Origin of the sequence: Mixta theicola, from assembly GCF_002895925.1 — a bacterium.
GTDB lineage: Bacteria > Pseudomonadota > Gammaproteobacteria > Enterobacterales > Enterobacteriaceae > Mixta > Mixta theicola.
This window is the reverse complement of record NZ_NWUO01000007.1, coordinates 42,731-65,968: the sequence shown is the minus strand read 5'-3', so window position 1 is coordinate 65,968 and position 23,238 is coordinate 42,731. Positions and strand designations below refer to the sequence as shown.

General features: G+C 53.8%; 16 protein-coding genes and 2 pseudogenes. 2 read left to right on the top strand and 16 right to left on the bottom strand.

Going from position 1 to position 23,238, the window contains the following annotated elements:
* Window positions 1-386: 386 nt before the first annotated feature.
* Window positions 387-923: a bactofilin family protein gene (locus tag COO59_RS10945; protein ID WP_165786509.1), complete on the top strand. Its 537-nt coding sequence runs from the start codon at window positions 387-389 to the stop codon at window positions 921-923.
* Window positions 924-1,009: 86 nt separating this feature from the next.
* Here the strand turns inward: COO59_RS10945 and carB are convergent, their stop codons facing one another.
* The 10 genes and pseudogenes from carB to ribF all read right to left on the bottom strand — a co-directional run bounded on the left by carB (window position 1,010) and on the right by ribF (window position 13,821).
* Window positions 1,010-4,234 carry a carbamoyl-phosphate synthase large subunit gene (gene carB, locus COO59_RS10940; RefSeq protein WP_103059830.1) on the bottom strand — a complete coding sequence of 1,075 codons (3,225 nt, stop codon included), beginning with the start codon at window positions 4,232-4,234 and terminating at the stop codon, window positions 1,010-1,012.
* 23 nt (window positions 4,235-4,257) lie between these two features.
* Window positions 4,258-5,406, bottom strand: coding sequence for a glutamine-hydrolyzing carbamoyl-phosphate synthase small subunit (gene carA / locus COO59_RS10935; RefSeq protein WP_103059985.1), 1,149 nt, complete (start codon window positions 5,404-5,406; stop codon window positions 4,258-4,260).
* Window positions 5,407-5,869: 463 nt separating this feature from the next.
* Window positions 5,870-6,687 (bottom strand): annotated as a pseudogene (dapB, locus tag COO59_RS10930) (4-hydroxy-tetrahydrodipicolinate reductase).
* A 226-nt stretch (window positions 6,688-6,913) separates the two neighbouring features.
* The gene (locus tag COO59_RS10925) at window positions 6,914-7,201 is read right to left on the bottom strand and encodes a hypothetical protein (RefSeq protein ID WP_205960866.1); all 288 of its coding nucleotides are present in this window, start codon (window positions 7,199-7,201) and stop codon (window positions 6,914-6,916) included.
* A gap of 402 nt (window positions 7,202-7,603) precedes the next feature.
* Window positions 7,604-7,879, bottom strand: a complete 276-nt coding sequence (locus tag COO59_RS10920; RefSeq protein ID WP_205960865.1) for a hypothetical protein — start codon at window positions 7,877-7,879, stop codon at window positions 7,604-7,606.
* Between the two features lie 245 nt (window positions 7,880-8,124).
* The gene (gene ispH / locus COO59_RS10915) at window positions 8,125-9,078 is read right to left on the bottom strand and encodes a 4-hydroxy-3-methylbut-2-enyl diphosphate reductase (protein WP_103059828.1); all 954 of its coding nucleotides are present in this window, start codon (window positions 9,076-9,078) and stop codon (window positions 8,125-8,127) included.
* Window positions 9,075-9,530 (bottom strand): FKBP-type peptidyl-prolyl cis-trans isomerase, encoded by a 456-nt coding sequence (fkpB, locus tag COO59_RS10910; RefSeq protein WP_103059827.1) that lies wholly within the window; start codon window positions 9,528-9,530, stop codon window positions 9,075-9,077. The genes ispH and fkpB overlap by 4 nt, the downstream gene beginning before the upstream one ends.
* Window positions 9,527-10,039 carry a signal peptidase II gene (gene lspA, locus COO59_RS10905; protein WP_103059826.1) on the bottom strand — a complete coding sequence of 171 codons (513 nt, stop codon included), beginning with the start codon at window positions 10,037-10,039 and terminating at the stop codon, window positions 9,527-9,529. The genes fkpB and lspA overlap by 4 nt, the downstream gene beginning before the upstream one ends.
* Window positions 10,039-12,855, bottom strand: coding sequence for an isoleucine--tRNA ligase (gene ileS / locus COO59_RS10900; RefSeq protein WP_103059825.1), 2,817 nt, complete (start codon window positions 12,853-12,855; stop codon window positions 10,039-10,041). Before ileS ends, lspA begins: the two co-directional genes overlap by 1 nt.
* Before the next feature lie 27 nt (window positions 12,856-12,882).
* Window positions 12,883-13,821, bottom strand: coding sequence for a bifunctional riboflavin kinase/FAD synthetase (gene ribF / locus COO59_RS10895; protein ID WP_103059824.1), 939 nt, complete (start codon window positions 13,819-13,821; stop codon window positions 12,883-12,885).
* A gap of 306 nt (window positions 13,822-14,127) precedes the next feature.
* On the opposite strand from ribF, the gene rpsT reads away from it, so the two are divergent.
* Window positions 14,128-14,391: a 30S ribosomal protein S20 gene (gene rpsT, locus COO59_RS10890; RefSeq protein ID WP_038628374.1), complete on the top strand. Its 264-nt coding sequence runs from the start codon at window positions 14,128-14,130 to the stop codon at window positions 14,389-14,391.
* Window positions 14,392-14,453: 62 nt separating this feature from the next.
* Here rpsT and COO59_RS10885 read toward each other — a convergent pair whose 3' ends face one another.
* From COO59_RS10885 to mog, 6 genes and pseudogenes are all read right to left on the bottom strand, one after another.
* The gene (locus tag COO59_RS10885; RefSeq protein ID WP_103059823.1) at window positions 14,454-15,794 is read right to left on the bottom strand and encodes a ferredoxin reductase domain-containing protein; all 1,341 of its coding nucleotides are present in this window, start codon (window positions 15,792-15,794) and stop codon (window positions 14,454-14,456) included.
* A 569-nt stretch (window positions 15,795-16,363) separates the two neighbouring features.
* Complete coding sequence (gene nhaA, locus COO59_RS10875; RefSeq protein WP_205960864.1) at window positions 16,364-17,521, bottom strand: Na+/H+ antiporter NhaA; 1,158 nt, start codon at window positions 17,519-17,521, stop codon at window positions 16,364-16,366.
* A gap of 289 nt (window positions 17,522-17,810) precedes the next feature.
* Window positions 17,811-18,950 carry a molecular chaperone DnaJ gene (gene dnaJ / locus COO59_RS10870; RefSeq protein WP_103059820.1) on the bottom strand — a complete coding sequence of 380 codons (1,140 nt, stop codon included), beginning with the start codon at window positions 18,948-18,950 and terminating at the stop codon, window positions 17,811-17,813.
* Window positions 18,951-19,057: 107 nt separating this feature from the next.
* A complete protein-coding gene (gene dnaK / locus COO59_RS10865) occupies window positions 19,058-20,962 on the bottom strand; it encodes a molecular chaperone DnaK (RefSeq protein WP_103059819.1) in 1,905 nt (634 codons plus the stop codon).
* A 209-nt stretch (window positions 20,963-21,171) separates the two neighbouring features.
* Window positions 21,172-22,472 (bottom strand): annotated as a pseudogene (locus COO59_RS10860) (MFS transporter).
* Between the two features lie 128 nt (window positions 22,473-22,600).
* The gene (gene mog, locus COO59_RS10855) at window positions 22,601-23,188 is read right to left on the bottom strand and encodes a molybdopterin adenylyltransferase (protein ID WP_103059818.1); all 588 of its coding nucleotides are present in this window, start codon (window positions 23,186-23,188) and stop codon (window positions 22,601-22,603) included.
* Window positions 23,189-23,238 lie beyond the last annotated feature (50 nt).

The window sequence follows — 23,238 nt, the reverse complement described above, 5'->3', positions numbered from 1 at the left end:
TTAACGTCAGGCTTATTATTTGCATTTAAAACTCACAGAAAAACCATCTATTTCAGGAAGAAATGAATTTCGAAACAAAAACATAACAAATCCGTTCAAATCTTCAGGCAAAGGATGCGCCGTTACGTGGGCAGATGACCACAGGTAAATAATACCACTCTGCACTTTACACCATACCGATTCGGATTATTAATACAGTCTTACCTCGCACAGGGAGCCTTTATAACGCAACTATGGACAGGCAATATGTTTTTTTTAATAGCGGGATCTGCTGCTGGCTGCTGGCGCTGGTAGCCAGCTTTTTCTCTTTTACCTGGGCGGGAATTTTTGGCCTTCTGGCAGCCGGGTCATTTTTACTTTACGCATTACAACGGAAGGTTTTCACTATGTTTAAAAAGCAAAATAAATCGGCAGAAATACAGACGAAAAAAGACATTATTATACCAACGGTATCGATGGACAAAGGCGCCTCTCCTGCGGAGGATCAGGCAAATAATACGGTGATTGCCCGTGATGTCTGCTTTGAAGGCAACCTCAGGGCCGTAGGCCAGGTTTATATTTACGGCGAGGTGCAGGGAAATATTATCGCCAACGAGGGAATAGTAAAAGTTATGCGCAGCGGCCTGGTCAACGGCAATATTACCAGCCAGGAGTTAATTATCAACGGCACGGTCAGAGGCGAATGCAAAGCTGAATCGATGGATATTGGCGAACACGCCAATATTAACGGTGCGCTCGATTATGTCACGCTGTCGGTGAAAAAGGGCGCCATGTTTGTGGGGAGCGTGGAAACCTCCAGAAAACCTGACGCGAATCCTCAAACGAATATTATCGGGCTGGCATCCGCTTCAGCCGCCATCCCTGGCGAAACCATAATTAACGTAGAAAAGGCGGACGTTCCGCCCGGTAAAAAACGTCTGTAAACGCCGCAGGCATCTGAAGCGCTGCCATAAAAAACGGCTCCCGCAGGAGCCGTTGATCGCCTCAGCCAGTCGCTGAAAACGCGTTATTAACGTTTAAGCTGAGCATGCATTTCCTGTACGGAAATTACTTTCTCCGTGGGATCGGCATTCAACGCCATCGCGGTAGCAAAGCCGCCGTTCAGCGTGGTGTCATAATGCACTTTATACTGCAGGGCGCTGCGGCGAATAACGCGAGAATCTTCAATCGCCTGGCGTCCAGCCGTGGTGTTGACGATATAGCTGTACTCGCCGTTCTTCAGACGGTCCTGAATATGCGGACGTCCTTCATGCACTTTGTTCACCAGGCGCGGGTTGATACCCGCCTCACCCAGCACAACCGCCGTGCCGTGAGTGGCGTCGAGTTCGAAACCAAACTTCAGCAGCTTGGCGGCCAGGTCAACCACGCGTTTTTTATCGCCTTCACGCACCGACAACAGCGCACGGCCCTGCTTTTTCATAGTGGACTGTGCGCCCAGCATCGCCTTAGAGAACGCCTCGGCAAAGGTACGGCCAACGCCCATCACTTCACCCGTAGAGCGCATTTCCGGGCCAAGAATCGGGTCCACGCCCGGGAACTTGTTGAACGGCAGCACCACTTCTTTCACTGAATAGTAAGGCGGGATAATTTCTTCAGTTACGCCCTGCTCCACCAGCGTTTTGCCCGCCATTACGCGAGCGGCGACTTTCGCCAGCGGCACGCCGGTCGCCTTAGAGACGAAAGGCACGGTACGTGCGGCGCGCGGGTTAACCTCAATCAGATAAACTTCGTTATCTTTCACCGCAAACTGCACGTTCATCAGGCCGCGTACGCAGAGTTCAAACGCCAGCTTTTCAACTTGCTGACGCATCACGTTCTGAATTTCGCTGTTCAGCGTATAGGCTGGCAGTGAACAGGCGGAATCACCGGAATGCACCCCGGCCTGTTCGATATGCTCCATAATGCCGCCGATCAGCACGCGCTCGCCGTCGCAAATCGCATCAACATCGACTTCCACAGCGTCGTCCAGGAAACGATCCAGCAGCACCGGCGCATCGTTAGATACGGAGACTGCCGTCTGGAAGTAGCGCTTCAAATCCTGTTCGTCGTAAACGATCTCCATCGCCCGTCCGCCCAGCACGTAGGAAGGACGCACCACCAGCGGATAACCGATTTCTACCGCTTTCTGTACCGCCTGCTCCAGCGCCGTTACCGTGGCGTTCGCGGGCTGCTTCAGGCCCAGGCGATCAACCGCCTGCTGGAAGCGCTCGCGGTCTTCCGCACGGTCGATAGCATCCGGGCTGGTGCCGATAACCGGTACGCCTGCTGCTTCCAGCGCACGCGCCAGCTTCAGCGGCGTCTGTCCGCCGTACTGTACGATAACGCCTTTCGGCTGTTCGAGACGCACGATTTCCAGCACATCTTCCAGCGTTACCGGCTCGAAATAGAGGCGATCGGAGGTGTCATAATCGGTTGAAACGGTTTCCGGGTTGCAGTTGACCATGATGGTTTCATAACCATCTTCCCGCAGCGCCAGCGAAGCATGAACGCAGCAGTAATCAAACTCGATGCCCTGACCGATACGGTTCGGCCCGCCGCCCAACACCATGATTTTTTCACGGTCCCGGTTCGGATTCGCCTCGCACTCCTCTTCATAAGTGGAGTACATATAAGCAGTATCGGTCGCAAACTCGGCGGCGCAGGTATCAACGCGCTTGTAAACCGGATGCAGGTTGTACTGCTGGCGCAGCTTGCGCACTTCCGCTTCGCTCACGCCGGCCAGATCCGCCAGGCGCGCATCGGCAAAACCCTTGCGCTTAAGCGTGCGCAGGAAGTCGGCATTCAGACCGTTGACGCCTTCGTGAGCAACCTGCTCTTCCAGACGCACCAGCTCTTCAATCTGTACCAGGAACCAGCGATCGATATTAGTCAGGTTAAATACGCCGTCTACCGACAGACCAGCACGGAACGCGTCGGCCACGTACCAGATACGCTCGGCGCCTGCATCTTTCAGCTCGCGACGAATACGCGTCAGCGCATCGGCATCGTCCAGATGGACTTTCGGGTCGAAGCCGTTAACGCCAACTTCCAGTCCGCGCAGCGCTTTCTGCATTGATTCTTGTAAGGTGCGGCCAATCGCCATCACTTCGCCCACCGATTTCATCTGGGTCGTCAGACGATCGTTGGCGCCGGCAAATTTTTCGAAGTTAAAGCGCGGGATCTTGGTCACGACGTAATCGATCGAAGGCTCGAACGAAGCAGGCGTGCGGCCGCCGGTAATGTCGTTCATCAACTCATCCAGCGTGTAGCCTACCGCCAGCTTCGCCGCGACTTTAGCGATGGGGAAGCCGGTAGCTTTGGACGCCAGCGCCGAGGAGCGCGATACGCGCGGGTTCATTTCGATAATAATCAGACGACCGTTTTTTGGGTTCACCGCAAACTGCACGTTAGAACCGCCGGTTTCCACACCGATTTCACGCAGCACCGCCATCGAGGCGTTACGCATGATTTGATACTCTTTATCGGTCAGCGTTTGCGCCGGCGCAACGGTGATCGAGTCGCCGGTGTGGATGCCCATAGGATCGAAGTTTTCGATAGAGCAGACGATGATGCAGTTATCATTCTTATCGCGCACCACCTCCATCTCATACTCTTTCCAGCCAATCAGCGATTCGTCAATCAACAGCTCTTTGGTGGGGGAAAGATCCAGCCCGCGCTCGCAGATTTCTTCGAACTCTTCGCGATTATAGGCGATGCCGCCGCCGCTGCCGCCCATAGTAAAGGAAGGACGGATAATGCAGGGGAAGCCGACATCTGCCGCCACCTGCAGCGCTTCTTCCATATTGTGCGCAATGCCGGAGCGCGCCGTTTCCAGACCGATCTTCTTCATCGCCTTATCGAAACGCTGACGATCTTCCGCTTTATCAATCGCGTCGGCAGTGGCGCCAATCATGGTGACGCCAAACTCCGCCAGCACGCCCTGACGCTCCAGCTCCAGTGCGCAGTTAAGCGCCGTCTGGCCGCCCATGGTAGGCAGCACCGCATCCGGGCGCTCTTTTTCGATGATTTTACGCACCACTTCCCAGTGGATCGGCTCAATATAGGTGGCATCCGCCATTTCCGGATCGGTCATGATGGTCGCCGGATTGGAGTTAACCAAAATAACGCGGTAGCCTTCCTCACGCAGCGCCTTACAGGCCTGCGCGCCGGAATAGTCAAACTCGCACGCCTGGCCGATAACAATCGGGCCAGCGCCCAGAATCAGGATGGATTTTAAGTCAGTACGTTTTGGCATTATCTCTGTTCCTTTCCTGAAATTTATTTCTGGCCGGCACGGGCCGCTTCAATCAGTTCGATAAAGTGATCGAACAGCGGCGCCGCGTCATGCGGGCCTGGGCTGGCTTCCGGATGTCCCTGGAAGCTAAACGCGGGTTTATCGGTGCGGTGAATGCCCTGAACCGTCTGATCGAACAGTGAAACATGGGTAACGCGCAGGCTGGCGGGCAAATCGTTCTCATCAACCGCAAAGCCGTGGTTTTGCGCGGTAATCATAACGGTGTTGTTATCAATATCTTTTACCGGATGGTTGCCGCCGTGATGACCCAGCTTCATTTTTACCGTTTTTGCCCCGCTGGCCAGCGCCAGCAGCTGATGACCGAGGCAGATGCCAAATAGCGGGATTTCCGTTTCCAGAAAACGTTGAATCGCGCTGATGGCATAGTCGCACGGCTCCGGATCGCCTGGGCCATTTGCCAGGAAAATGCCGTCCGGGTTGAGCTTCAGCACCTCTTCTGCCGGAGTCTGTGCCGGAACCACCGTCAGGCGGCAGCCGCGATCCACCAGCATGCGCAGGATATTACGCTTCACGCCGAAATCGTAAGCGACCACATGGTAAGGCAGCTCTTCTGCAGTTTTTGCGGCTGGCAGTCCGTCAGCCAGCGTCCAGCTCCCCTGCGTCCAGCTGTAGGTTTCGCGGGTACAAACTTCTTTTGCCAGATCCATACCTTTCAGGCCGGGGAACGCCTGCGCTTTTTGCAGCGCCAGTTGAGCATCCGGCGCGTCGCCCGCAATGATGCAGCCATTTTGCGCACCCTTTTCACGCAGCAGACGCGTTAGTTTACGCGTATCAATATCGGCGATGGCGACGATATTGTTGCGTTTCAGATAAGCCGACAGCCCCTCTTCATTGCGGTAGTTGCTGGCGATTAGCGGCAAGTCGCGAATAACCAGGCCCTGCGCGTGTACCTGAGAAGATTCTTCATCAGCGGCATTAGTGCCGACATTACCGATATGGGGATAAGTGAGAGTGACAATCTGGCGGGAATAGGAAGGATCTGTGAGGATTTCTTGATAACCGGTCATTGAAGTATTGAAAACTACCTCTCCCACCGCCGATCCTGTCGCCCCAATGGCCCGACCGTGGAATTGGGTTCCGTCTTCCAGAACCAAAATCGCTGACTTATTCAAAACGTCCTCCAGGGAATAAACAGTCATAATATTTGCATATTAATTCATAATGCATGGCTGAATCAATGCAAAAACCGCTGCTACAGTCGATTTTTGGCAAATTGCGCGCATTCTAATGATCGACTTCCGGAATGTCTACCCTAAAGGCGTTTTTTTATGGTTATTTCAGCCATCCTGAAGCAAAAAGATAATATTAGCCTTAAAAAGCAGGCAATTCATGGCGGAAAAACCGATTGCATGAGGCAGGATGTACATAAAATCAAATCTCAGAGATAAAAAGTGGACCAAATGGTCAAATTTAGCTTTAGTGGCGCAAAAAAAGCAGAAAAAGAATTAAAAATACGCATTTAACCGAATATAACATTCAAAGCCTTTATTTTTACAAAAATAAAAAAGGGTTAGATTAATAACCCTTAAAATCAATAAATTAATCGCAATTTAAATTAATAAAGCTTAAAAAACATCATAAATCATCGAGATTTAACACGTCACGCATATCATAAAGCCCTTCTTTCGCCAGGCTAACCCATGCCGCCGCCTTTACCGCGCCTTTTGCAAAGGTCATACGGCTGGAAGCCTTATGGGTTATCTCCAGACGTTCGCCAATATCGGCAAACATGGCGGTATGCTCGCCAACAATATCGCCTGCACGAACGGTAGCGAATCCGATGGTTTGCGCGGCGCGCTCGCCGGTGTGACCTTCACGCGCGTAAACCGCATGATCGTTAAGCGACCAGTTCATCGCATCGGCGATAGCTTCTCCCATTGCCAGCGCGGTGCCGGACGGAGCATCAACTTTATGGCGATGATGCGCTTCGATAATTTCAATGTCCGCATACTCACCCATCACCTTCGCCGTTTTTTCCAGCAGCTTCAGCATCAGATTAACGCCAATGCTGAAGTTAGCGGCGAATACAATACCGATCTCCTGCGCCGCCTGTTTAATCGCCGCCTTACCTGCCTCATCAAACCCGGTGGTGCCAATCACCATCCCTTTTTTATGACGACGGCAGAAATCCAGCCAGGCCAGCGTTGCCTGCGGGCGGGTAAAATCGATCAAAATATCGAAATGATTAACCACCGCCTCAAGGCTGTCGCTTACGGCCACGCCAAGCGTGCCGATGCCTGCCAGTTCGCCGGCATCGCTGCCCACCAGTGAGGAACCTTCCCGCGCCAGCGCTGCGCCAAGCGAGACTCCCTCGGCCTGCTGTATCGCCTGGATTAACTGTCGCCCCATCCGTCCTGGCGCGCGACAATAGCTATGCGGATATTATTACTCATATTTATTCATTCCTGACTTAAGTCTGTGCATACAAAGCGCAATTAGGTTAAACAGCGGGTGCAGGGCGCGCCACCATTAAATCAGATAATAAGAATTTTATGCTGACGGCTGAGTATTATCAGAAAAGTAACTTATATGCATGCGCAAGACAGGTAACACGCCGTAAATGCTTACGACGCGCCAGACGAAATGCCAGATGTTTACTATAACTTCTGACGGGAAGAGTTATACAGTCAGAACGGGCAGTTCCGGATCGGTGTTGCCCTGGTTAAAAAGGGCGGCAATATTGGAAATAATGCCCATCAGGGCCATCCCGCCTGAAATCGCCGCTCCTACAATCCCTGCGGCCATAGCGACATAACCCAGGCCCCACGTATCAAAACCAAAAACCGCGCCGCCAACAATAACGGGAATGGATACCGCCAGGCCAGTAAAGCCCATGCCAATCATCACATTAGCAGGCATGCCTGAGCCGCTAACGGCCTGTAATTCCGTAAAGTTTAACTCTCTCATTTTTAACTGCTTTTAACTTTATAAACAGTAAGTTACACGCGGAATTTATAACCAGGACATAAATAAGTTAATTAACCTAAAGTTTAATGCCTGGAATACGTGTAATGAAAAAATGCTCCTGCAGGCAGTCCTACAACTCAATGCAACCGGAGGACATGAGTAAAATCCAACGATTACACATCATCCATCCCTCTCAGCCTGCTGTATCACCTGGATTAACTGTCGGCCCAACCTTGCTGGCACATCGCCAATAAAACCAGCAACCAGTACTTTATGCTGACGGCTGCGTAATATCAGAAAAGTAACTTACACGATTTGATAAGAGAGGAAATACGCCGTAAATGACTTACGGCGCGTTGAATTAACAGCCCGGCGGTTAACGCTCACGCCACACAGGAAAAATTAGACTTCTGGCGTAACCGGGTCGACTCGGCCTCTGTTGACAGCGGAAGCAACGACGCCCATGATGGCCATCCCGCCTGAAATCGCCGCCCCTACGATGCCTACAGTCATGGCGATAAAACCCAGCCCCAAAGTTGGGATGCCAAAAATAGCACCGCCAACAATAACGGGAATGGTTACCGTCAGGCCAGCAAAGCCCAAGCCAAGCATTGCATCGGCAGTCATGCCTGCTCCGCCGCTCACTGCCTGTACCTCATTAAGATTCAACTCTCTCATTTTTAACTCCTTTTAACTTTATAAGTAGATTGCTACACGCGGCATTTATTATCCCGGTTAATAAATAGCTATTTAACGTGAAAATTAACGCCTGAAAAGCGCGTAACAGAAAAATGCTACTGCAGGCCTTCCTGCAACTCAATGCAACCGGAGGACATGAGTAAAATCCAACACTTATATGTTTATCCTGACGGGAGTAACGAAGAGAGAACCGCCCGAAATTTAGCCAATTCCGGGCGGTTAGATTAACCAATTTGACGGGTTTCGAGCCGTAGCTCTTTGGGAACTTCAAAAACGATATTTTCTTCACGTCCGCTCAGTTCAGTGACCTCTTCGCCACCAAACTCGCGTAGCCGTTGGATCACTTCCTGCACCAGAATGTCTGGCGCAGAAGCGCCAGCGGTAACGCCAACGCAGCGAATGCCCTGCAGCCAGTTCTCCCGAATATCGGCGGCGGAATCGATCAGCTGTGCGCGTTTACCGGCACGCTGGGCCAGCTCTGCCAGCCGGTTGGAGTTGGATGAGTTTTTGGAGCCAACAACCAGCACCACATCCGCCTCGGCAGCTAAACTGCGAACGGCCTCCTGACGGTTGGTGGTGGCGTAGCAAATATCATCTTTGCGTGGCCCAACGATGTTAGGGAAGCGCTGGCGCAGCGCATCGATCACCGCAGAGGTATCATCAACCGACAGCGTGGTTTGCGTCATAAAGCACAGGTTGTTTTCATTTTTCACCTGCAGCTTAAACACATCTTCCGGCGACTCGACCAGATACATTCCTCCCTGCGGATTGCTGTACTGCCCCATGGTGCCTTCCACTTCCGGATGGCCTGCGTGGCCGATCAGAATCGCTTCGGTCCCTTTGCGGCTGGCGCGCGCCACTTCCATATGCACTTTGGTCACCAACGGGCAGGTCGCATCAAACAGCATAGTGAGCTGACGCGCTTTCGCCTCGGCGCGCACCGCCTGAGAGACGCCGTGCGCGGAAAAAATCAGGATCGCGCCATCCGGCACTTCCGTAATTTCTTCAATAAAAATCGCACCGCGCTCACGCAGGCTGTTCACCACGTAACGGTTATGCACCACTTCGTGACGCACGTAGATCGGCGCGCCATACATTTCCAGCGCCCGCTCGACGATACTGATGGCGCGATCGACGCCAGCGCAGAAGCCGCGCGGATTAGCTAACAGGATCTTCATGCATCGCCCTCCAGAACCGGATCGACCTCCAGCACTTCAATATCGAAGTGAACCGTACGGCCCGCTAAGGGATGATTAAAATCGACGGTGATCGAATCCCCGGCGATTTCGCGGATCACGCCCGGCATCTCGCTGCCGTCCATACCGGTAAACAGCATAATGGCACCGATTTCCGGCTCGCCCGCCTGCATAAAATCACGCCGGGAAAAGTATTGAATTAAGTCGGGAATAATGCTGCCAAAGGCGGCCTCCGGCTCAAGCGTGAACGCTTTTTTATCGCCAGCCTGCAGCCCCAGCAGCTCCGCCTCCAGCGGCTCAGAAAGGCTGCCGTCGCCAAGACGAAACAGCGCCGGTTTGCCATTGGCGCGCGTTGACTCCGCCGTGGAGCCATCTTCCAGTTTTAAGGTGAAGTGCAGCAGCACCGCGCTGTCGTGCTGTACAGAATCGGTCATGCCTTACCCTTTTGCTTAGCCTGTTTGCCAGACGGCGTAATAAAACCTTCCAGCACGATCAGCGCGGCGCCGACGCAGATACCGCAATCGGCAATATTGAAGGTGGCAAAGTGCCACCCGCCAATATAGAAGTCGATAAAATCGACCACAAAGCCGTGCCAGGCGCGATCAAACAGGTTACCCAGCGCGCCGCCAATAATCAGCGCGTAGGCAATGTTGTTAATTTTTTGGCTGGCGGCGGTACGGTACATCATTACCAGCAGCGCCACCGCAATCGCGATGGCGATACCCGCAAAGAACCAGCGCTGCCAGCCGCCTTTATCCGCGAGGAAGCTAAAAGCCGCCCCGAAGTTATGGGCATAGAACAGGTTGAAATACGGCACAATCGGGATCGTTTCGTGCAGCGCCATGTTGTTCATCACCCATAGCTTGCTGGCCAAATCGATACCAATAACTACCACTACCAGCCAAAGCCAGCGCAGTCCGGTTGCAAAAAGAGATTTACGCATCAGGCAAACATACGCTCTTCGCCGTTACCGGCAACGTTAGTGACGCAGCGTCCGCAAATATCCGGGTGCGCGGCGTCCAGTCCAATGTCAGTCGTGTAATGCCAGCAGCGCGGGCATTTTTCCCCTTCCGCTTTATGCAGGGCGATTTTCAGTCCTTTTAATACCTCGCTCTGCTGCGCTTCTTCCGGCGCCAGCGCATAATCTGCGACCTGCGCGCCCGACGTCAGCAGCACGAAGCGCAGTTCATTACCCAGCGCGGTCAGTTTCTCGGCCAGCGCGGCATCGGCATACAGCGTGACCGTCGCTTCCAGCGAACCGCCGATACGTTTGTCGCTACGCGCCTGCTCAATCACCTTGTTCACTTCGCTACGCACTTTCAGCAGCTCAGCCCAGTAACCGTCGTTCAGCGATTCGCTCTCATCCAGACCGAACAGGCCGTCATACCATTCCTCGGTAAACACATACTGTGCGCGTTTACCCGGCAGATAGCCCCAGATTTCGTCGGCGGTAAAAGACATGATCGGCGCCATCCAGCGCACCAGCGCCTCGACGATATACCACAGCGCGCTCTGACAGCTACGACGCGCCACGCTGTCGCTTTTCGCGGTGTACTGACGATCTTTAATAATATCGAGATAGAAAGAGCCCATCTCGACCGAACAGAACTGCATCAGTCGCTGCACGACTTCATGAAAGTCGTAGTTCGCGTAAGATTCGATGATGTCCGCCTGCGCCGCTTTCGCACGGCCTACGGCCCAGCGATCCAGCACCACCATCTCTTCCGGCTTCACCAGATCGGTTTCAGGATTGAAGCCGTTAAGGTTAGCCAACAGGAAGCGCGCGGTGTTACGGATACGACGATAGGCATCGGCGGAACGCTTCAGGATCTCATCTGATACCGCCATTTCGCCAGAATAGTCGGTCGAGGCGACCCACAGACGCAGAATGTCGGCGCCCAGCTTGTTCATCACGTCCTGCGGGCTAACGGTGTTGCCCAGCGACTTGGACATCTTGCGGCCCTGTCCATCGACGGTGAAGCCGTGCGTCAACACCTGACGGTAAGGCGCTTTGCCTTTCATCGCCGTTGAGATCATCAGCGAGGACATAAACCAGCCGCGATGCTGATCCGATCCTTCCAGATACATATCGGCGCTGTGGCCGTGGAATTCCGGACGCACATCAACCACGGAAGCGTGCGTCGAACCAGAGTCAAACCAGACGTCCAGCGTATCCGGCACCTTCATGTAGTTGTCGGCATCGTCGCCCATCAGATCGCGCGGATCGAGATCCCACCACGCCTGAATGCCATCCTGCTCAACGCGCTGCGCCACTTTTTCCATCAGCGCCAGCGTATCCGGATGCAGCTGCTCGGTTTCTTTATGCACGAACAACGCCATCGGCACGCCCCAGGTGCGCTGACGCGAGATGCACCAGTCAGGGCGGTTAGCGACCATTGATTCAATACGCGCCTGGCCCCAGTCCGGGATCCACTGCACACCTTTGATCTCTTTAAGCGACTGCGCGCGCAGCCCTTTCTGATCCATGCTGATAAACCACTGCGGCGTGGCGCGGAAGATAATCGGCGTTTTATGACGCCAGCAGTGTGGATAGCTGTGATGCATTTTCTCCACATGCAGCAGCGCGCCCTTCTCACGCAGCAGCTCAACGATCATATCGTTAGCTTTGAAGACGTTGACGCCGTCCAGCCCAGGATAAGTGCCCGGCAGATAGCTGCCGTCCGGGCCTACCGGATTAGCGGTTTCCAGACCATATTTCTGACCGATCACATAGTCGTCCGGGCCGTGGCCAGGCGCGGTATGCACCGCACCGGTACCGGCATCCAGCGTAACGTGTTCGCCCAGCACTACCGGTACGTCAAAGGCGAGGAACGGATGCTGGAAGCGCATCAGCTCCAGCGTCGCGCCGGTCGTGGTGCCCAGCACGGTCCACTCGCTGACGCCCGCACGCTGCATCACGCTTGCCACCAGATCTTTCGCCAGGATCAGCGCGCGGCCTGCAATCTGCACCAGCTGATATTCAAATTCAGGATGCAGTGAAATAGCGCGGTTGGCCGGCATGGTCCACGGCGTGGTGGTCCAGATAACCAGCGCGATCGGCCCCTCTACCTGGGCTGCGCCAAATTTCGCCGCGACCGCCGCCGCGTCGGTGGCGTTAAACATCACGTCGATGGAAGGCGAGGTTTTGTCGTAGTATTCCACTTCCGCTTCCGCCAGCGCGGAACGGCAGTCCAGGCACCAGTGCACCGGCTTGGCGCCCTTGTGCAGATGGCCGTTACCGATGATTTTGCCCAGCGCACGGATAATGTTGGCTTCGGTCTGGAAATCCATCGTCAGATAAGGACGATCCCAGTCGCCCAGCACGCCCAGACGGATAAAGTCGGTTTTCTGGCCGGCAACCTGCTCCGCCGCATATTGACGGCAGGCTGCGCGGAACTCAGCGGCGCTGACCTTCTCACCCGGCTTGCCGATCATCTGCTCGACTTTATGTTCGATCGGCAGACCGTGACAGTCCCAACCCGGCACGTACGGTGAATCGAAGCCCGACAGACCTTTAGACTTAATAATAATATCTTTCAGAATCTTATTAACTGAGTGACCAATATGAATGCTGCCGTTCGCATACGGAGGGCCATCGTGCAGGATAAAGGTTTTTTTCCCTTTTTTGGCGGCGCGGATGATGCCGTACAGGTTGTCATCAGTCCAGCGTTGCAGCATACCCGGTTCGCGTTTGGCGAGATCGCCACGCATCGGGAACCCCGTCTCCGGCAAATTCAGGGTAGATTTATAGTCACTCATCAGATTCTCGATCCCGTGTTTCGGTTGTTACACCGGTGTTTTAAGCCCAAAAAATTTGCGGGCAGTCACCACATCTTTAGCAATTTGCTCTTTAAGCGCATCCAGCGAGGGAAAACGCTGCTCGTTACGTATTTTTTGGCGCAGCACCACGTCAATATGACGCCCGTACATATCCATTGTGACATCCAGCAGATGCACCTCAAGCTGCTGACGCAGGCCGGCAACCGTTGGACGCGTACCAATATTAGCCACTCCCGGCAGCGGTTGCTCGCTAAGCCCATAAACTTCTACGGCATAAACGCCTTTAACGGGCGATACCCTGCGCCGGAGCAGAACGTTAGCCGTGGGAAAACCGATGGTGCGGCCCAGCGCGTCACCATGCACGACGCGACCAGAAAGGGCAAACGGATGGCCCAATAGCGACTGCGCCAGGGTCAGATCGTCATTCGCCAGCGCCTGGCGAATAGCCGTACTGCTGATACGTTTACCGCCTTCACTAAAAGTCTGGGTGCTGATGACATCAAAGCCATATTCCACACCCGCTTTCTGTAATAACAGGAAATCCCCTTCGCGACCAGCGCCGAAACGGAAATCATCACCAACGGCGAGAAACCGCACGCCAAGCTTATCAACCAGCAGATCGTTAACGAAGCTCTGCGCGCTGACGGCGGCAAACCGGCGGTCGAAGCGCACACACAGCACGGCATCGACGCCCGCCTGCGCCAGATATTTCAGCTTATCACGCAGACGCGTCAGGCGCGCCGGCGCTTTATCGGCCGCAAACAGCTCAAGCGGCTGCGGCTCGAACAGCATGACCATGACCGGCAGGTTGCGCCGCCGTCCCTCTTCGCACAGGCGAGCCAGCAGCGCCTGATGGCCCCGATGCACCCCATCGAAATTGCCGATAGTCAGCACACAGCCGCGGGGCTGCGTCCGGAGATTATGAATGCCGCGTATAAACTTCATGGCTGACTCAAGTTGGTGGAAATCGGCGGATTATACCTTGTACAACCGCCAAGGTTAACCCGTCACGGTGCCTTTCCCGCTTTCCGACGGCGATTTCCCTGCCAGCAGCGCCGGGCCGCTTTTTTTCTTGCGAAATACTGTATTCAGCACGGGGAAACTGGTAGAATCTTGCGCCATCAATTACGTAACCGAGCGTTGTTTGTAAAACGGCGCTTATTTGCACAAATCCATTGACAAAATAAGGCGTAAAAGGCATAGTCCTCGGCCTTTGATTTGTCCGTACAGAACATATTTGGGAGTTGGACCTTGGCTAATATCAAATCAGCTAAGAAACGCGCCGTAACATCTGAGAAACGTCGCAAGCATAACGCAAGCCGTCGTTCTATGATGCGTACTTTCATTAAGAAAGTATACGCAGCAGTTGAAGCTGGCGATAAAGAAGCTGCACAGAAAGCATTTAACGAAATGCAACCGATCGTGGACCGTCAGGCTGCTAAAGGTCTGATCCACAAAAACAAAGCTGCACGTCATAAAGCTAACCTGACTGCACAGATCAACAAACTGGCTTAATCGCCACTTGTTAATCAGCTTTGAAAGAACCGGCCAGTGGCCGGTTTTTTTTCATCCTTATTTTACGAATCCCAAATCGCCCCGTAGGCGGCAATACCCTGCGCTTCACATCCTTCCACTACATAATCGGTTAACGGACGATTAGCGATGCAGATTACCGCCTCCGCATTAATCTCTTTGACCTTTTGACAGGCCAGCAGCAGCAGATCCGGCTTGCCGTGCGCATCGGTATCCCAGATCAGCACGCCCGGATGCGCCGCAATAATTTCATTAACGAACGCTTCGCCATAGGTAACCACCGGATTACGGGTTGACCAAATCAGTTTACAGGGGCGCGGATTGTTCACCAGATGCGGCAGCAGCGGACCAATTCCGCTTCCGGTGGCAACGTACACCACGGATTTAAATATTTTATTCATGCTGCCTACGCCCGGCGTAGGAATGCCCTTAAACCAGACGTGCGAAGGCGGATTATCGATAAAGCGGGAGGTCCAGTCGCCGGCGCGTGAGATTAGCATTCGGCATCCCGGCCTGGTTACCAGCGGAATGTTGGCAAAAGCATGCCATTCCGTTAGCGGATCCAGGCTAATTGCCAGCGTCGAGCCGGGAAAGGGCTCCTGCGGTAAAGCAAACTGAATAATCACCGCATGGGAAGAAGGCCGCGTAACTTCGATGGGAACGCGCCGCAAACGCAGCCAGGGAAGAAGAATGCTGCAGGTAATAGCCAACAGCCCCCAGAAGGCGAAAGCGTGGCTGAGATGATGCCAGCGCCATTCTCCGTGATGACTGTCACGCACGAACCATAAAACCTGTAGCCATGACAGCGCAAGCGAGCTCCAGCCAGCGTAGCGATGCATATGTTCAAACAGGTTATGGTAGCGCTGCCTCACCTGCGGCAGCGCCGTCAGGGAAATGGCGCATAGCATCAGCACCAGCAGCGTGTTTACCGTGAGTAGCTGCGTTGAGAGCCCGCCCTGCAACTGCTGTTGATAAAAGGCGCCCAGGGTAAAAAGCAGCAGCCACAGGCAGCTAAAGGTGGCGCAGCCGGAGTGCAGTCCACCGAATTGATAGACATTCGCCAGATGACGCCGCAGCCGCAGCGGCCAGTGCACAGGAACACGCCAGACCAGCCGAAACAGCCCGTTAATAAGATATTGCTGACGAATCAGTATTGTCACACAGAGATTAGCGATAACCATATTGCCGAAGTTGCCCAGAGAAATATGGTTCTCATCCCACCAGCTGCCGCTGACTAAAGCCCAACTCATTATTGACAGATTAAACATGCTGACAGTAATAAACAGCATTTGATAATGAGAAAGAACGGAAGAAGAAAAGTGCTGTGTTAATCCCTGATGGGGAACAGGTAATACTGACGCCGTTTTATTTTTTTCGTTTTGCATACTTCGCTCCTGAGATGACCTTATTCCGTCCGATGGATGGACTTCATACCCCACCGTCAGCGCGTCGGGGGAATATGGTCCTCAAGGTTGTGAGTTAACAGCACGTAGCGTAAAGAAAGGTAAAATGGCAGTAAATGGAAAATGGAAAAATGAGAATTTTGCCTAATGCCCGTTATCTGGAATAACCGGGATAAATTCTCAATCCTTCTGGTAACTTCTGGATCGAATCGCCACGTCAGCTATTTCCAGGAACGCTAATAACAGGCGTCGGGAAATAAATAGCGCCTAAAAATAGATCCACATATTTATACTTTTTTATTAAACGCCAGATTGAAGCGGCAAAAACATGCTTACAGATACGCTGCGCGGCTGGAGGCTGAAACAGCCGTTCGGCGAAGCTTATTTAATACTTCGCCATGACTTTTCCCTTTCCCGCGCTGCCAGGCTGGCGGGAAAGGGTTTGTTCGGCAGCGATGGCGTACACCAAAAGCTGGTTTTACCAACGCGCCAAAATGTAATAGAAAAATAGTGACCGGGGAACATACTCACGGCTTCTCCGGGCTGTGCGGCTAGCTTAACTTAGCGCGCAGCAGCAAATACCCCACCACGGCTGACAGCAGCGAACCGATTAAAATGGCCAGCCTGGCCAGCACCATCAGCTCTGCGTTTAAGTCGCCGTAGGCCAGCGAGGCGATGAAAATCGACATAGTAAAGCCGATTCCGCACAGCACGCCCACCGCCGCGATACTGCTCAGGTTAACGCCCTGCGGCAGTTTCACCACGCCCAGCCGGATGCTCAGCCAGCAAAATAAAGTAATCCCTAACGGCTTACCGATAAACAGCCCCAGAATAATGCCCAGCGGCAGCGGCGAGAATAGCGCGTTGACGGAAACTCCATCCAGCGCCACGCCAGCGTTAGCGAAAGCGAACAGCGGCAAAATCAACCAGGTAACCCAGGGATGAAGGCCATGCTCCAGCGCTCTGGCAGGCGATTTCCCCTCTTTTTCAGATAACGGCACCAGGAAGCCAATCACGACTCCTGCCAGCGTGGCATGCACGCCCGATTTTAATACCGCCACCCACAGCACGGTGCCAACCACCATATACAGCGAGGTGCGGCGAACATTAAACAGATTTAACAGCACCAGCCCGATAATAGCCCCGGCGGCAACGCTCAGGGAAAGCAGCGACAGTTCATGGGTATAAAACAGCGCGATAATGACAATCGCCCCTAAATCATCAATTATCGCCAGCGCCATAAGAAATATTTTTAGCGCTGGCGGCACCCGGCTGCCTAACAGCGCCAGCACGCCAAGCGCAAAGGCAATATCGGTAGCGGTAGGCACTGCCCAACCGTTACGGGTAATTTCATCAGCACCGTTAAATAACAAAAAAATCAGCGCCGGAGCCAGCATACCGCCGATGGCGGCGATAAGGGGAAACACGGCTTTGTCACGGCTGGCCAGCGAGCCTGCGATTAACTCGCGCTTAACTTCCAGCCCGATCGCTAAAAAGAACAGAGCCATCAGCGCATCGTTAATCCACAGCAGCATATTTTTATTGATATGCAGGTCGCCAAAGCGAAACTCTACCGGCATCGCCAGCAGCGAAGCGTATACAGGCTGGGTAGCGTCAATATTTGCCAGCAGCATGGCCAGTATTGCCGCCAGGATAAGCACGATGCCGCCTGTCGCCTCACTGGCCAATAAGCGTTTCATCATCTTCAAATCTCCTTGTTAAAAACATAGCGTTAAGCGTAAGCATACTGGCTCTGATTACGCGGTAAAAACAGGTTAACTGGCATCATGATCCGAAAAAAGGAATCATCGCTGAGCCTTGCCAGGTTTAATAAGAATAATCGTATAAAGTATAAATTATCGCACCGAAGAAAATGGCAAAAAATTAATGGCACCGAGCCGGTGCGGAGTATTCAGGCTGACCGTAAAACGGCTAAAGCGCCCGGAACGGGAAAAGATATAAAAAACGCCCCTGAACGGGGCGCCTGGAGGTGCGCGATTAACGCGTCAAATCATCAAAAAACTTCTTTACGCCGTCGAAAAAGCTTTTCGAGCGCGGGCTGTTTTTCTCACCGCTGGGACCGCCGAAACTCTCTTCCAGCTCACGCAGCAGCGATTTTTGTTTTTCATTCAGGCTTACCGGCGTTTCAACCACTACGCGGCATAACAGGTCGCCCTGCGTTCCGCCACGTACGGATTTCACCCCTTTGCCGCGCATACGGAACAGTTTGCCGGTTTGGGTTTCCGCCGGAACCTTCAGCTTCACGCGACCATCCAGCGTCGGCACTTCAATTTCGCCGCCCAGCGCCGCCATAGCAAAATTAATCGGCACTTCGCAGTAAAGGTTATTATCTTCACGTTCAAAAATCGGGTGTTTTTTCACCGAAACCTGAACGTACAGATCGCCCGCCGGTGCGCCATGCTCACCCGCTTCGCCTTCACCGCTGAGGCGAATGCGATCGCCGGTATCCACGCCCGCCGGAATTTTTACCGACAGCGTTTTTGATTTTTCTACGCGGCCATGTCCGTGACAGGCGTTGCAGGGATCTTTAATGATAGCGCCGCGCCCATGACAGGTCGGACAGGCCTGCTGCACGGTGAAGAAGCCCTGACGCATCTGTACCTGACCCGCGCCATGACAGGTTGGACAGGTCTGCGGTTGCGTACCCGATTTAGCCCCGCTACCGTGGCAAACGTCACATTCCTGCAGCGTAGGAATACGGATCTCTTTGGTCACGCCGCGCACCGCTTCTTCCAGCGTCAGCTCCATGTTGTAGCGTAAATCGGCGCCACGGGCTGCGCGCTGCCGACGGCCGCCGCCAAAAATGTCGCCGAACACGTCGCCAAAGATATCGCTGAAGTCTGCGCCGCCGCCAAAGCCGCCGCCGCCAAAACCACCGCCCATGCCGCCCTGTTCAAAGGCCGCATGTCCGTACTGATCGTAGGCTGCGCGCTTCTGCGCATCGGTCAAAATTTCGTAAGCCTCTTTCACTTCCTTGAATTTGGCTTCGGCTTCCTGATCGTCCGGATTGCGGTCAGGATGGTATTTCATTGCCAGGCGTTTATAGGCCTTTTTGATTTCACGCTCATCCGCAGACTTTGGGACGCCTAAAATCTCGTAGTAGTCTGTTTTCGCCATTATTATATTTCCTGCCCTTAACATGCATGCACGGGCGTGGAGAAACTCCTACGCCCGTGCTGGTTACCAGCGGTTGTCAGGGCAACCGCCGCGCCCGGTCAGGGCAATTATTTTTTGTCTTTAACTTCTTCGAACTCAGCGTCGACAACGTCATCTTCTTTCTTCGCGGAAGCATCACCGGCGTCAGCTGGCTGCCCCTGCTGCTGAGCGAACTCCATCAGCTTGCCGGAAACTTCTACCAGCGCCTGGATTTTCGCTTCGATTGCAGCTTTATCTTCGCCTTTCAGCGCGCTGTTCAGATCGTTGAGCGCAGATTCGATCGGCGCTTTGTCGTCAGCAGAGAGTTTATCGCCCGCTTCGTCCAGCTGTTTACGGGTGCTGTGGGCAATCTGGTCGCCCTGGTTGCGCGCCTGTACCAGCTCTTCGAATTTACGGTCGGCTTCAGCGTTAGCTTCCGCGTCGCGTACCATCTTCGCGATCTCTTCCTCGTTCAGACCAGAAGATGCCTTGATAGTGATCTTCTGCTCTTTACCTGAGTTCTTATCTTTCGCCGATACGTGCAGGATACCGTCAGCATCAATATCGAAGGTGACTTCGATCTGCGGCATACCGCGCGGTGCCGGCTGGATACCATCCAGGTTAAACTGACCCAGCGATTTGTTATCCGCTGAACGTTTACGCTCACCCTGCAGCACATGGATCGTTACCGCTGACTGGTTGTCTTCCGCGGTAGAGAACACCTGGCTGTGCTTGGTTGGGATGGTGGTGTTCTTGTTAATCAGAGCGGTCATTACGCCGCCCATGGTTTCGATACCCAGCGACAGCGGGCTAACATCCAGCAGCAGCACGTCTTTTACGTCACCGGCCAGCACGCCGCCCTGTACCGCAGCACCTACCGCGACCGCTTCATCAGGGTTAACGTCTTTACGCGGCTCTTTACCAAAGAACTCGGTAACTTTCGCCTGCACCATTGGCATACGCGTCTGACCACCGACCAGAATCACATCATTGATATCAGATACGGACAGGCCAGCGTCCTGCAGCGCCACTTTCAGCGGCTCAATAGAACGGGCAACCAGATCTTCAACCAGTGATTCCAGTTTCGCACGGGTCACTTTGATGTTCAGGTGTTTCGGACCCGTAGCGTCCGCCGTGATGTACGGCAGGTTAACGTCGGTCTGCTGGGCAGATGAAAGCTCGATTTTCGCTTTCTCAGCGGCTTCTTTCAGACGCTGCATGGCCAACGGATCGTTATGCAGATCGATGCCCTGATCTTTCTTAAACTCAGCTACCAGGTAGTTAATCAGACGGCTGTCGAAGTCTTCACCACCCAAGTGGGTATCACCGTTGGTTGCCAGAACTTCGAAGGTTTTTTCGCCATCGACTTCATCAATTTCGATAATAGAAATATCGAAAGTACCGCCACCAAGGTCGTAAACCGCGATAGTACGGTTGCCCTGGCCTTTATCCAGACCGTAAGCCAGCGCAGCTGCGGTCGGTTCGTTGATGATACGTTTTACTTCCAGACCCGCGATACGGCCTGCGTCTTTCGTTGCCTGACGCTGTGCATCGTTAAAGTAGGCCGGTACGGTGATAACTGCTTCAGTTACCGGTTCGCCCAGGTAATCTTCCGCCGTTTTCTTCATTTTTTTCAGCACTTCCGCAGAAATCTGCGGCGGCGCCATTTTCTGGCCTTTTACGTCCAGCCATGCATCGCCATTGTCGGACTGCATGATTTTGTAAGGCATGATTTTAATGTCACGCTGTACTTCTTCGTCCTGGAAACGGCGACCAATCAGGCGTTTGATTGCAAACAGCGTGTTCTGCGGGTTAGTCACGGCCTGACGTTTAGCAGGCTGACCGACCAGCGTTTCACCATCCTGGGTATATGCAATAATTGACGGCGTGGTGCGATCGCCTTCGGCATTTTCCAGCACGCGTGCTTTGGTGCCATCCATAATCGCAACACATGAGTTGGTTGTACCGAGGTCAATACCAATAATCTTACCCATCTAAACGTCTCCTACTTAAAAACGGTCTCAATTAGGGTTGTGAATCAGATAATGCGGACGATTTGTTTATTTACAACTGTCCGCCTGCGCTCTTTGCGCTTCACAACGCTGGATGACTTCAAAATGGGGCCGCTTCGCAGCGCATCAAGGGTTAAGTAAAAAAAAATTTTTTAGCGGCGCGATGGCGGCGGCGGTTTTATCCATGCGTATCAGGCGTTCACCTGCTGCAGAATATTGTCGCGTCGCCCGGCCCAGCCCAGCCATAGCCCGGTCAGAATGCCGATCAGCGCCAGCGCCAGCACATACCAGGCGGGGGCCAGCGGCGAGAGCTTCATTAACAGCGTGACGCAAACGGGCGTCAGTCCGCCAAAAATGGCGTAGGCGAGATTGTAAGAGAAAGAGATGCCGGTAAAGCGTATCGCCGCCGGGAAAGCGCGCACCATAACAAAAGGCACGATGCCGACCACGCCGACGCTTAATCCCGCCAGCGCATAGGTCATAAACAGCGCCGTGACAGAGCGGGCGGCATGGGTAAAAAAAATCCAGCTGCATAGCGCCAGCAGCAAACAGCCGACGGTTAAAACTTTGGCCGCGCCCAGTCGATCCGCCAGCAGTCCGGCAATAATACAGCCAGCCAGCAGCATAACGGTTGCCACGCTATTGGCCTGCAGCGTGAGCGCGGCCGGAAGCGCATACTGTTTTGCAGCAGCCTCGGCGCCATTAGAATAACCACCACGATGCAGGCTGACAGCAGCCAGGTCAGCAGCATGGAAACCATCACCGCGCGCTTGTGGTTTTGCAGCACGTTACGCAGCGGCAACCCATCAGCAAGCGTTTTACGCGCCTGCATTTGCTGAAAAACCGGCGTTTCATGCAGCCAGCGCCGCAGATACATCGCCAGCAGGCCGAAGGCGCCGCCTAAAAAGAACGGAATGCGCCAACCGCCCGCCGCGATGGCCTCCGGCGACAGCATACTGTTAATCAGCGTGGCCACCAGCGAACCCAGTAGGATGCCGGCAGTCAGGCCGGCGGTTAACGTACCGCAGGCGAAGCCCACACGCTTTTCAGGCACATGTTCCGCCACGAATACCCAGGCGCCCGGCACTTCGCCGCCAATCGCCGCGCCTTGCAAAATACGCAATAACAGCAACAACAGCGGGGCCGTCAGGCCGATGGCGTGATAGTCGGGCAAGGCGCCCATCGCCAGCGTTGGCAAGGCCATCAGCAGGATACTCAGGCTAAACATTTTTTTTCTTCCGACCCGATCGCCAAAGTGCGCCATCACAATGCCGCCCAGCGGGCGCGCCAGATAACCGGCGGCAAAAATGGCAAAAGTTTGCAGCTGGCGCAGCCAGTCAGGAATATCGGGCGGGAAGAACAGCTCGCCAATCACCGCAGCGAAAAAAACAAAGATGATAAAGTCGTAGAATTCGAGCGCGCCACCGAGCGCAGCCAGCGACAGCGTCTTGTAATCCTGCCGGTTAAGCCGGCGAGCCTGTGGTTGATCCATAATTTTATTTGCGCTTCCAGAGGTGAAAGAAAGTGATTAACGTGCCTTTGTAAAATTCACGTTACTATAGCGTCAACTTTTCTCTCCACACCAGCCGCGCTGGATCTTATCCCTGAAATATTTGATTTTCAGGAGTTTGTTTCACGGCGGGCGCTTTTTGGACGAAATGCTGCTACGACCTCCGGGTTGGTCTCGATATAAGGGCCTTCCAGCAGCTGAATACAATAAGGCACGCTGGCAAAAATACCCGCTACCTGCACTTTGCCGCCTTCATCTTTTAATCCTTCCAGCGTCTCTTTAATCGATTTCGGCTGGCCCGGCAGGTTGAGAATTAAAGACTGCTTGCGGATCACGCCAACCTGTCGCGAAAGGATCGCCGTTGGTACAAACTGCAGGCTGATCTGCCGCATCTGCTCGCCAAATCCCGGCATTACCCGATCGGCTACGGCCAGCGTCGCGTCCGGCGTAACGTCGCGTCGGGCCGGGCCTGTGCCGCCGGTGGTTAAAACCAGGTGACAAAAACGCTCATCGACCAGCTCGCAAAGCGTCTCTTCAATCAGCGGTTGTTCATCTGGCACCAGCCGCGTTTCGATAATAAAAGGCGTGGTCAGCGCGGATGAGAGCCAGGCTTCCAGCGCCGGAATGCCCTGATCCTGATAAATGCCGTTGGCGGCGCGATCTGAAACCGAAATGAGACCAATGCGTAACGTATTCATAGTGATATTCATAAAAAGTACTGTCGCAAAGCGAGCAGTTAAGGTGTGGG

Bases quoted from the DNA above. Each gene is read 5' to 3' on its own strand.
- COO59_RS10925 (WP_205960866.1), bottom strand. From the start codon at position 7,201: ATGAGAGAGTTAAACTTTACGGAATTACAGGCCGTTAGCGGCTCAGGC.
- mog (WP_103059818.1), bottom strand. From the start codon at position 23,188: ATGAATACGTTACGCATTGGTCTCATTTCGGTTTCAGATCGCGCCGCC.
- carB (WP_103059830.1), bottom strand. From the start codon at position 4,234: ATGCCAAAACGTACTGACTTAAAATCCATCCTGATTCTGGGCGCTGGC.
- dnaK (WP_103059819.1), bottom strand. From the start codon at position 20,962: ATGGGTAAGATTATTGGTATTGACCTCGGTACAACCAACTCATGTGTT.
- lspA (WP_103059826.1), bottom strand. From the start codon at position 10,039: ATGCGTAAATCTCTTTTTGCAACCGGACTGCGCTGGCTTTGGCTGGTA.
- ispH (WP_103059828.1), bottom strand. From the start codon at position 9,078: ATGAAGATCCTGTTAGCTAATCCGCGCGGCTTCTGCGCTGGCGTCGAT.
- COO59_RS10885 (WP_103059823.1), bottom strand. From the start codon at position 15,794: ATGCAAAACGAAAAAAATAAAACGGCGTCAGTATTACCTGTTCCCCAT.
- ileS (WP_103059825.1), bottom strand. From the start codon at position 12,855: ATGAGTGACTATAAATCTACCCTGAATTTGCCGGAGACGGGGTTCCCG.
- COO59_RS10920 (WP_205960865.1), bottom strand. From the start codon at position 7,879: ATGAGAGAGTTGAATCTTAATGAGGTACAGGCAGTGAGCGGCGGAGCA.
- COO59_RS10945 (WP_165786509.1), top strand. From the start codon at position 387: ATGTTTAAAAAGCAAAATAAATCGGCAGAAATACAGACGAAAAAAGAC.
- fkpB (WP_103059827.1), bottom strand. From the start codon at position 9,530: ATGACCGATTCTGTACAGCACGACAGCGCGGTGCTGCTGCACTTCACC.
- ribF (WP_103059824.1), bottom strand. From the start codon at position 13,821: ATGAAGTTTATACGCGGCATTCATAATCTCCGGACGCAGCCCCGCGGC.
- dnaJ (WP_103059820.1), bottom strand. From the start codon at position 18,950: ATGGCGAAAACAGACTACTACGAGATTTTAGGCGTCCCAAAGTCTGCG.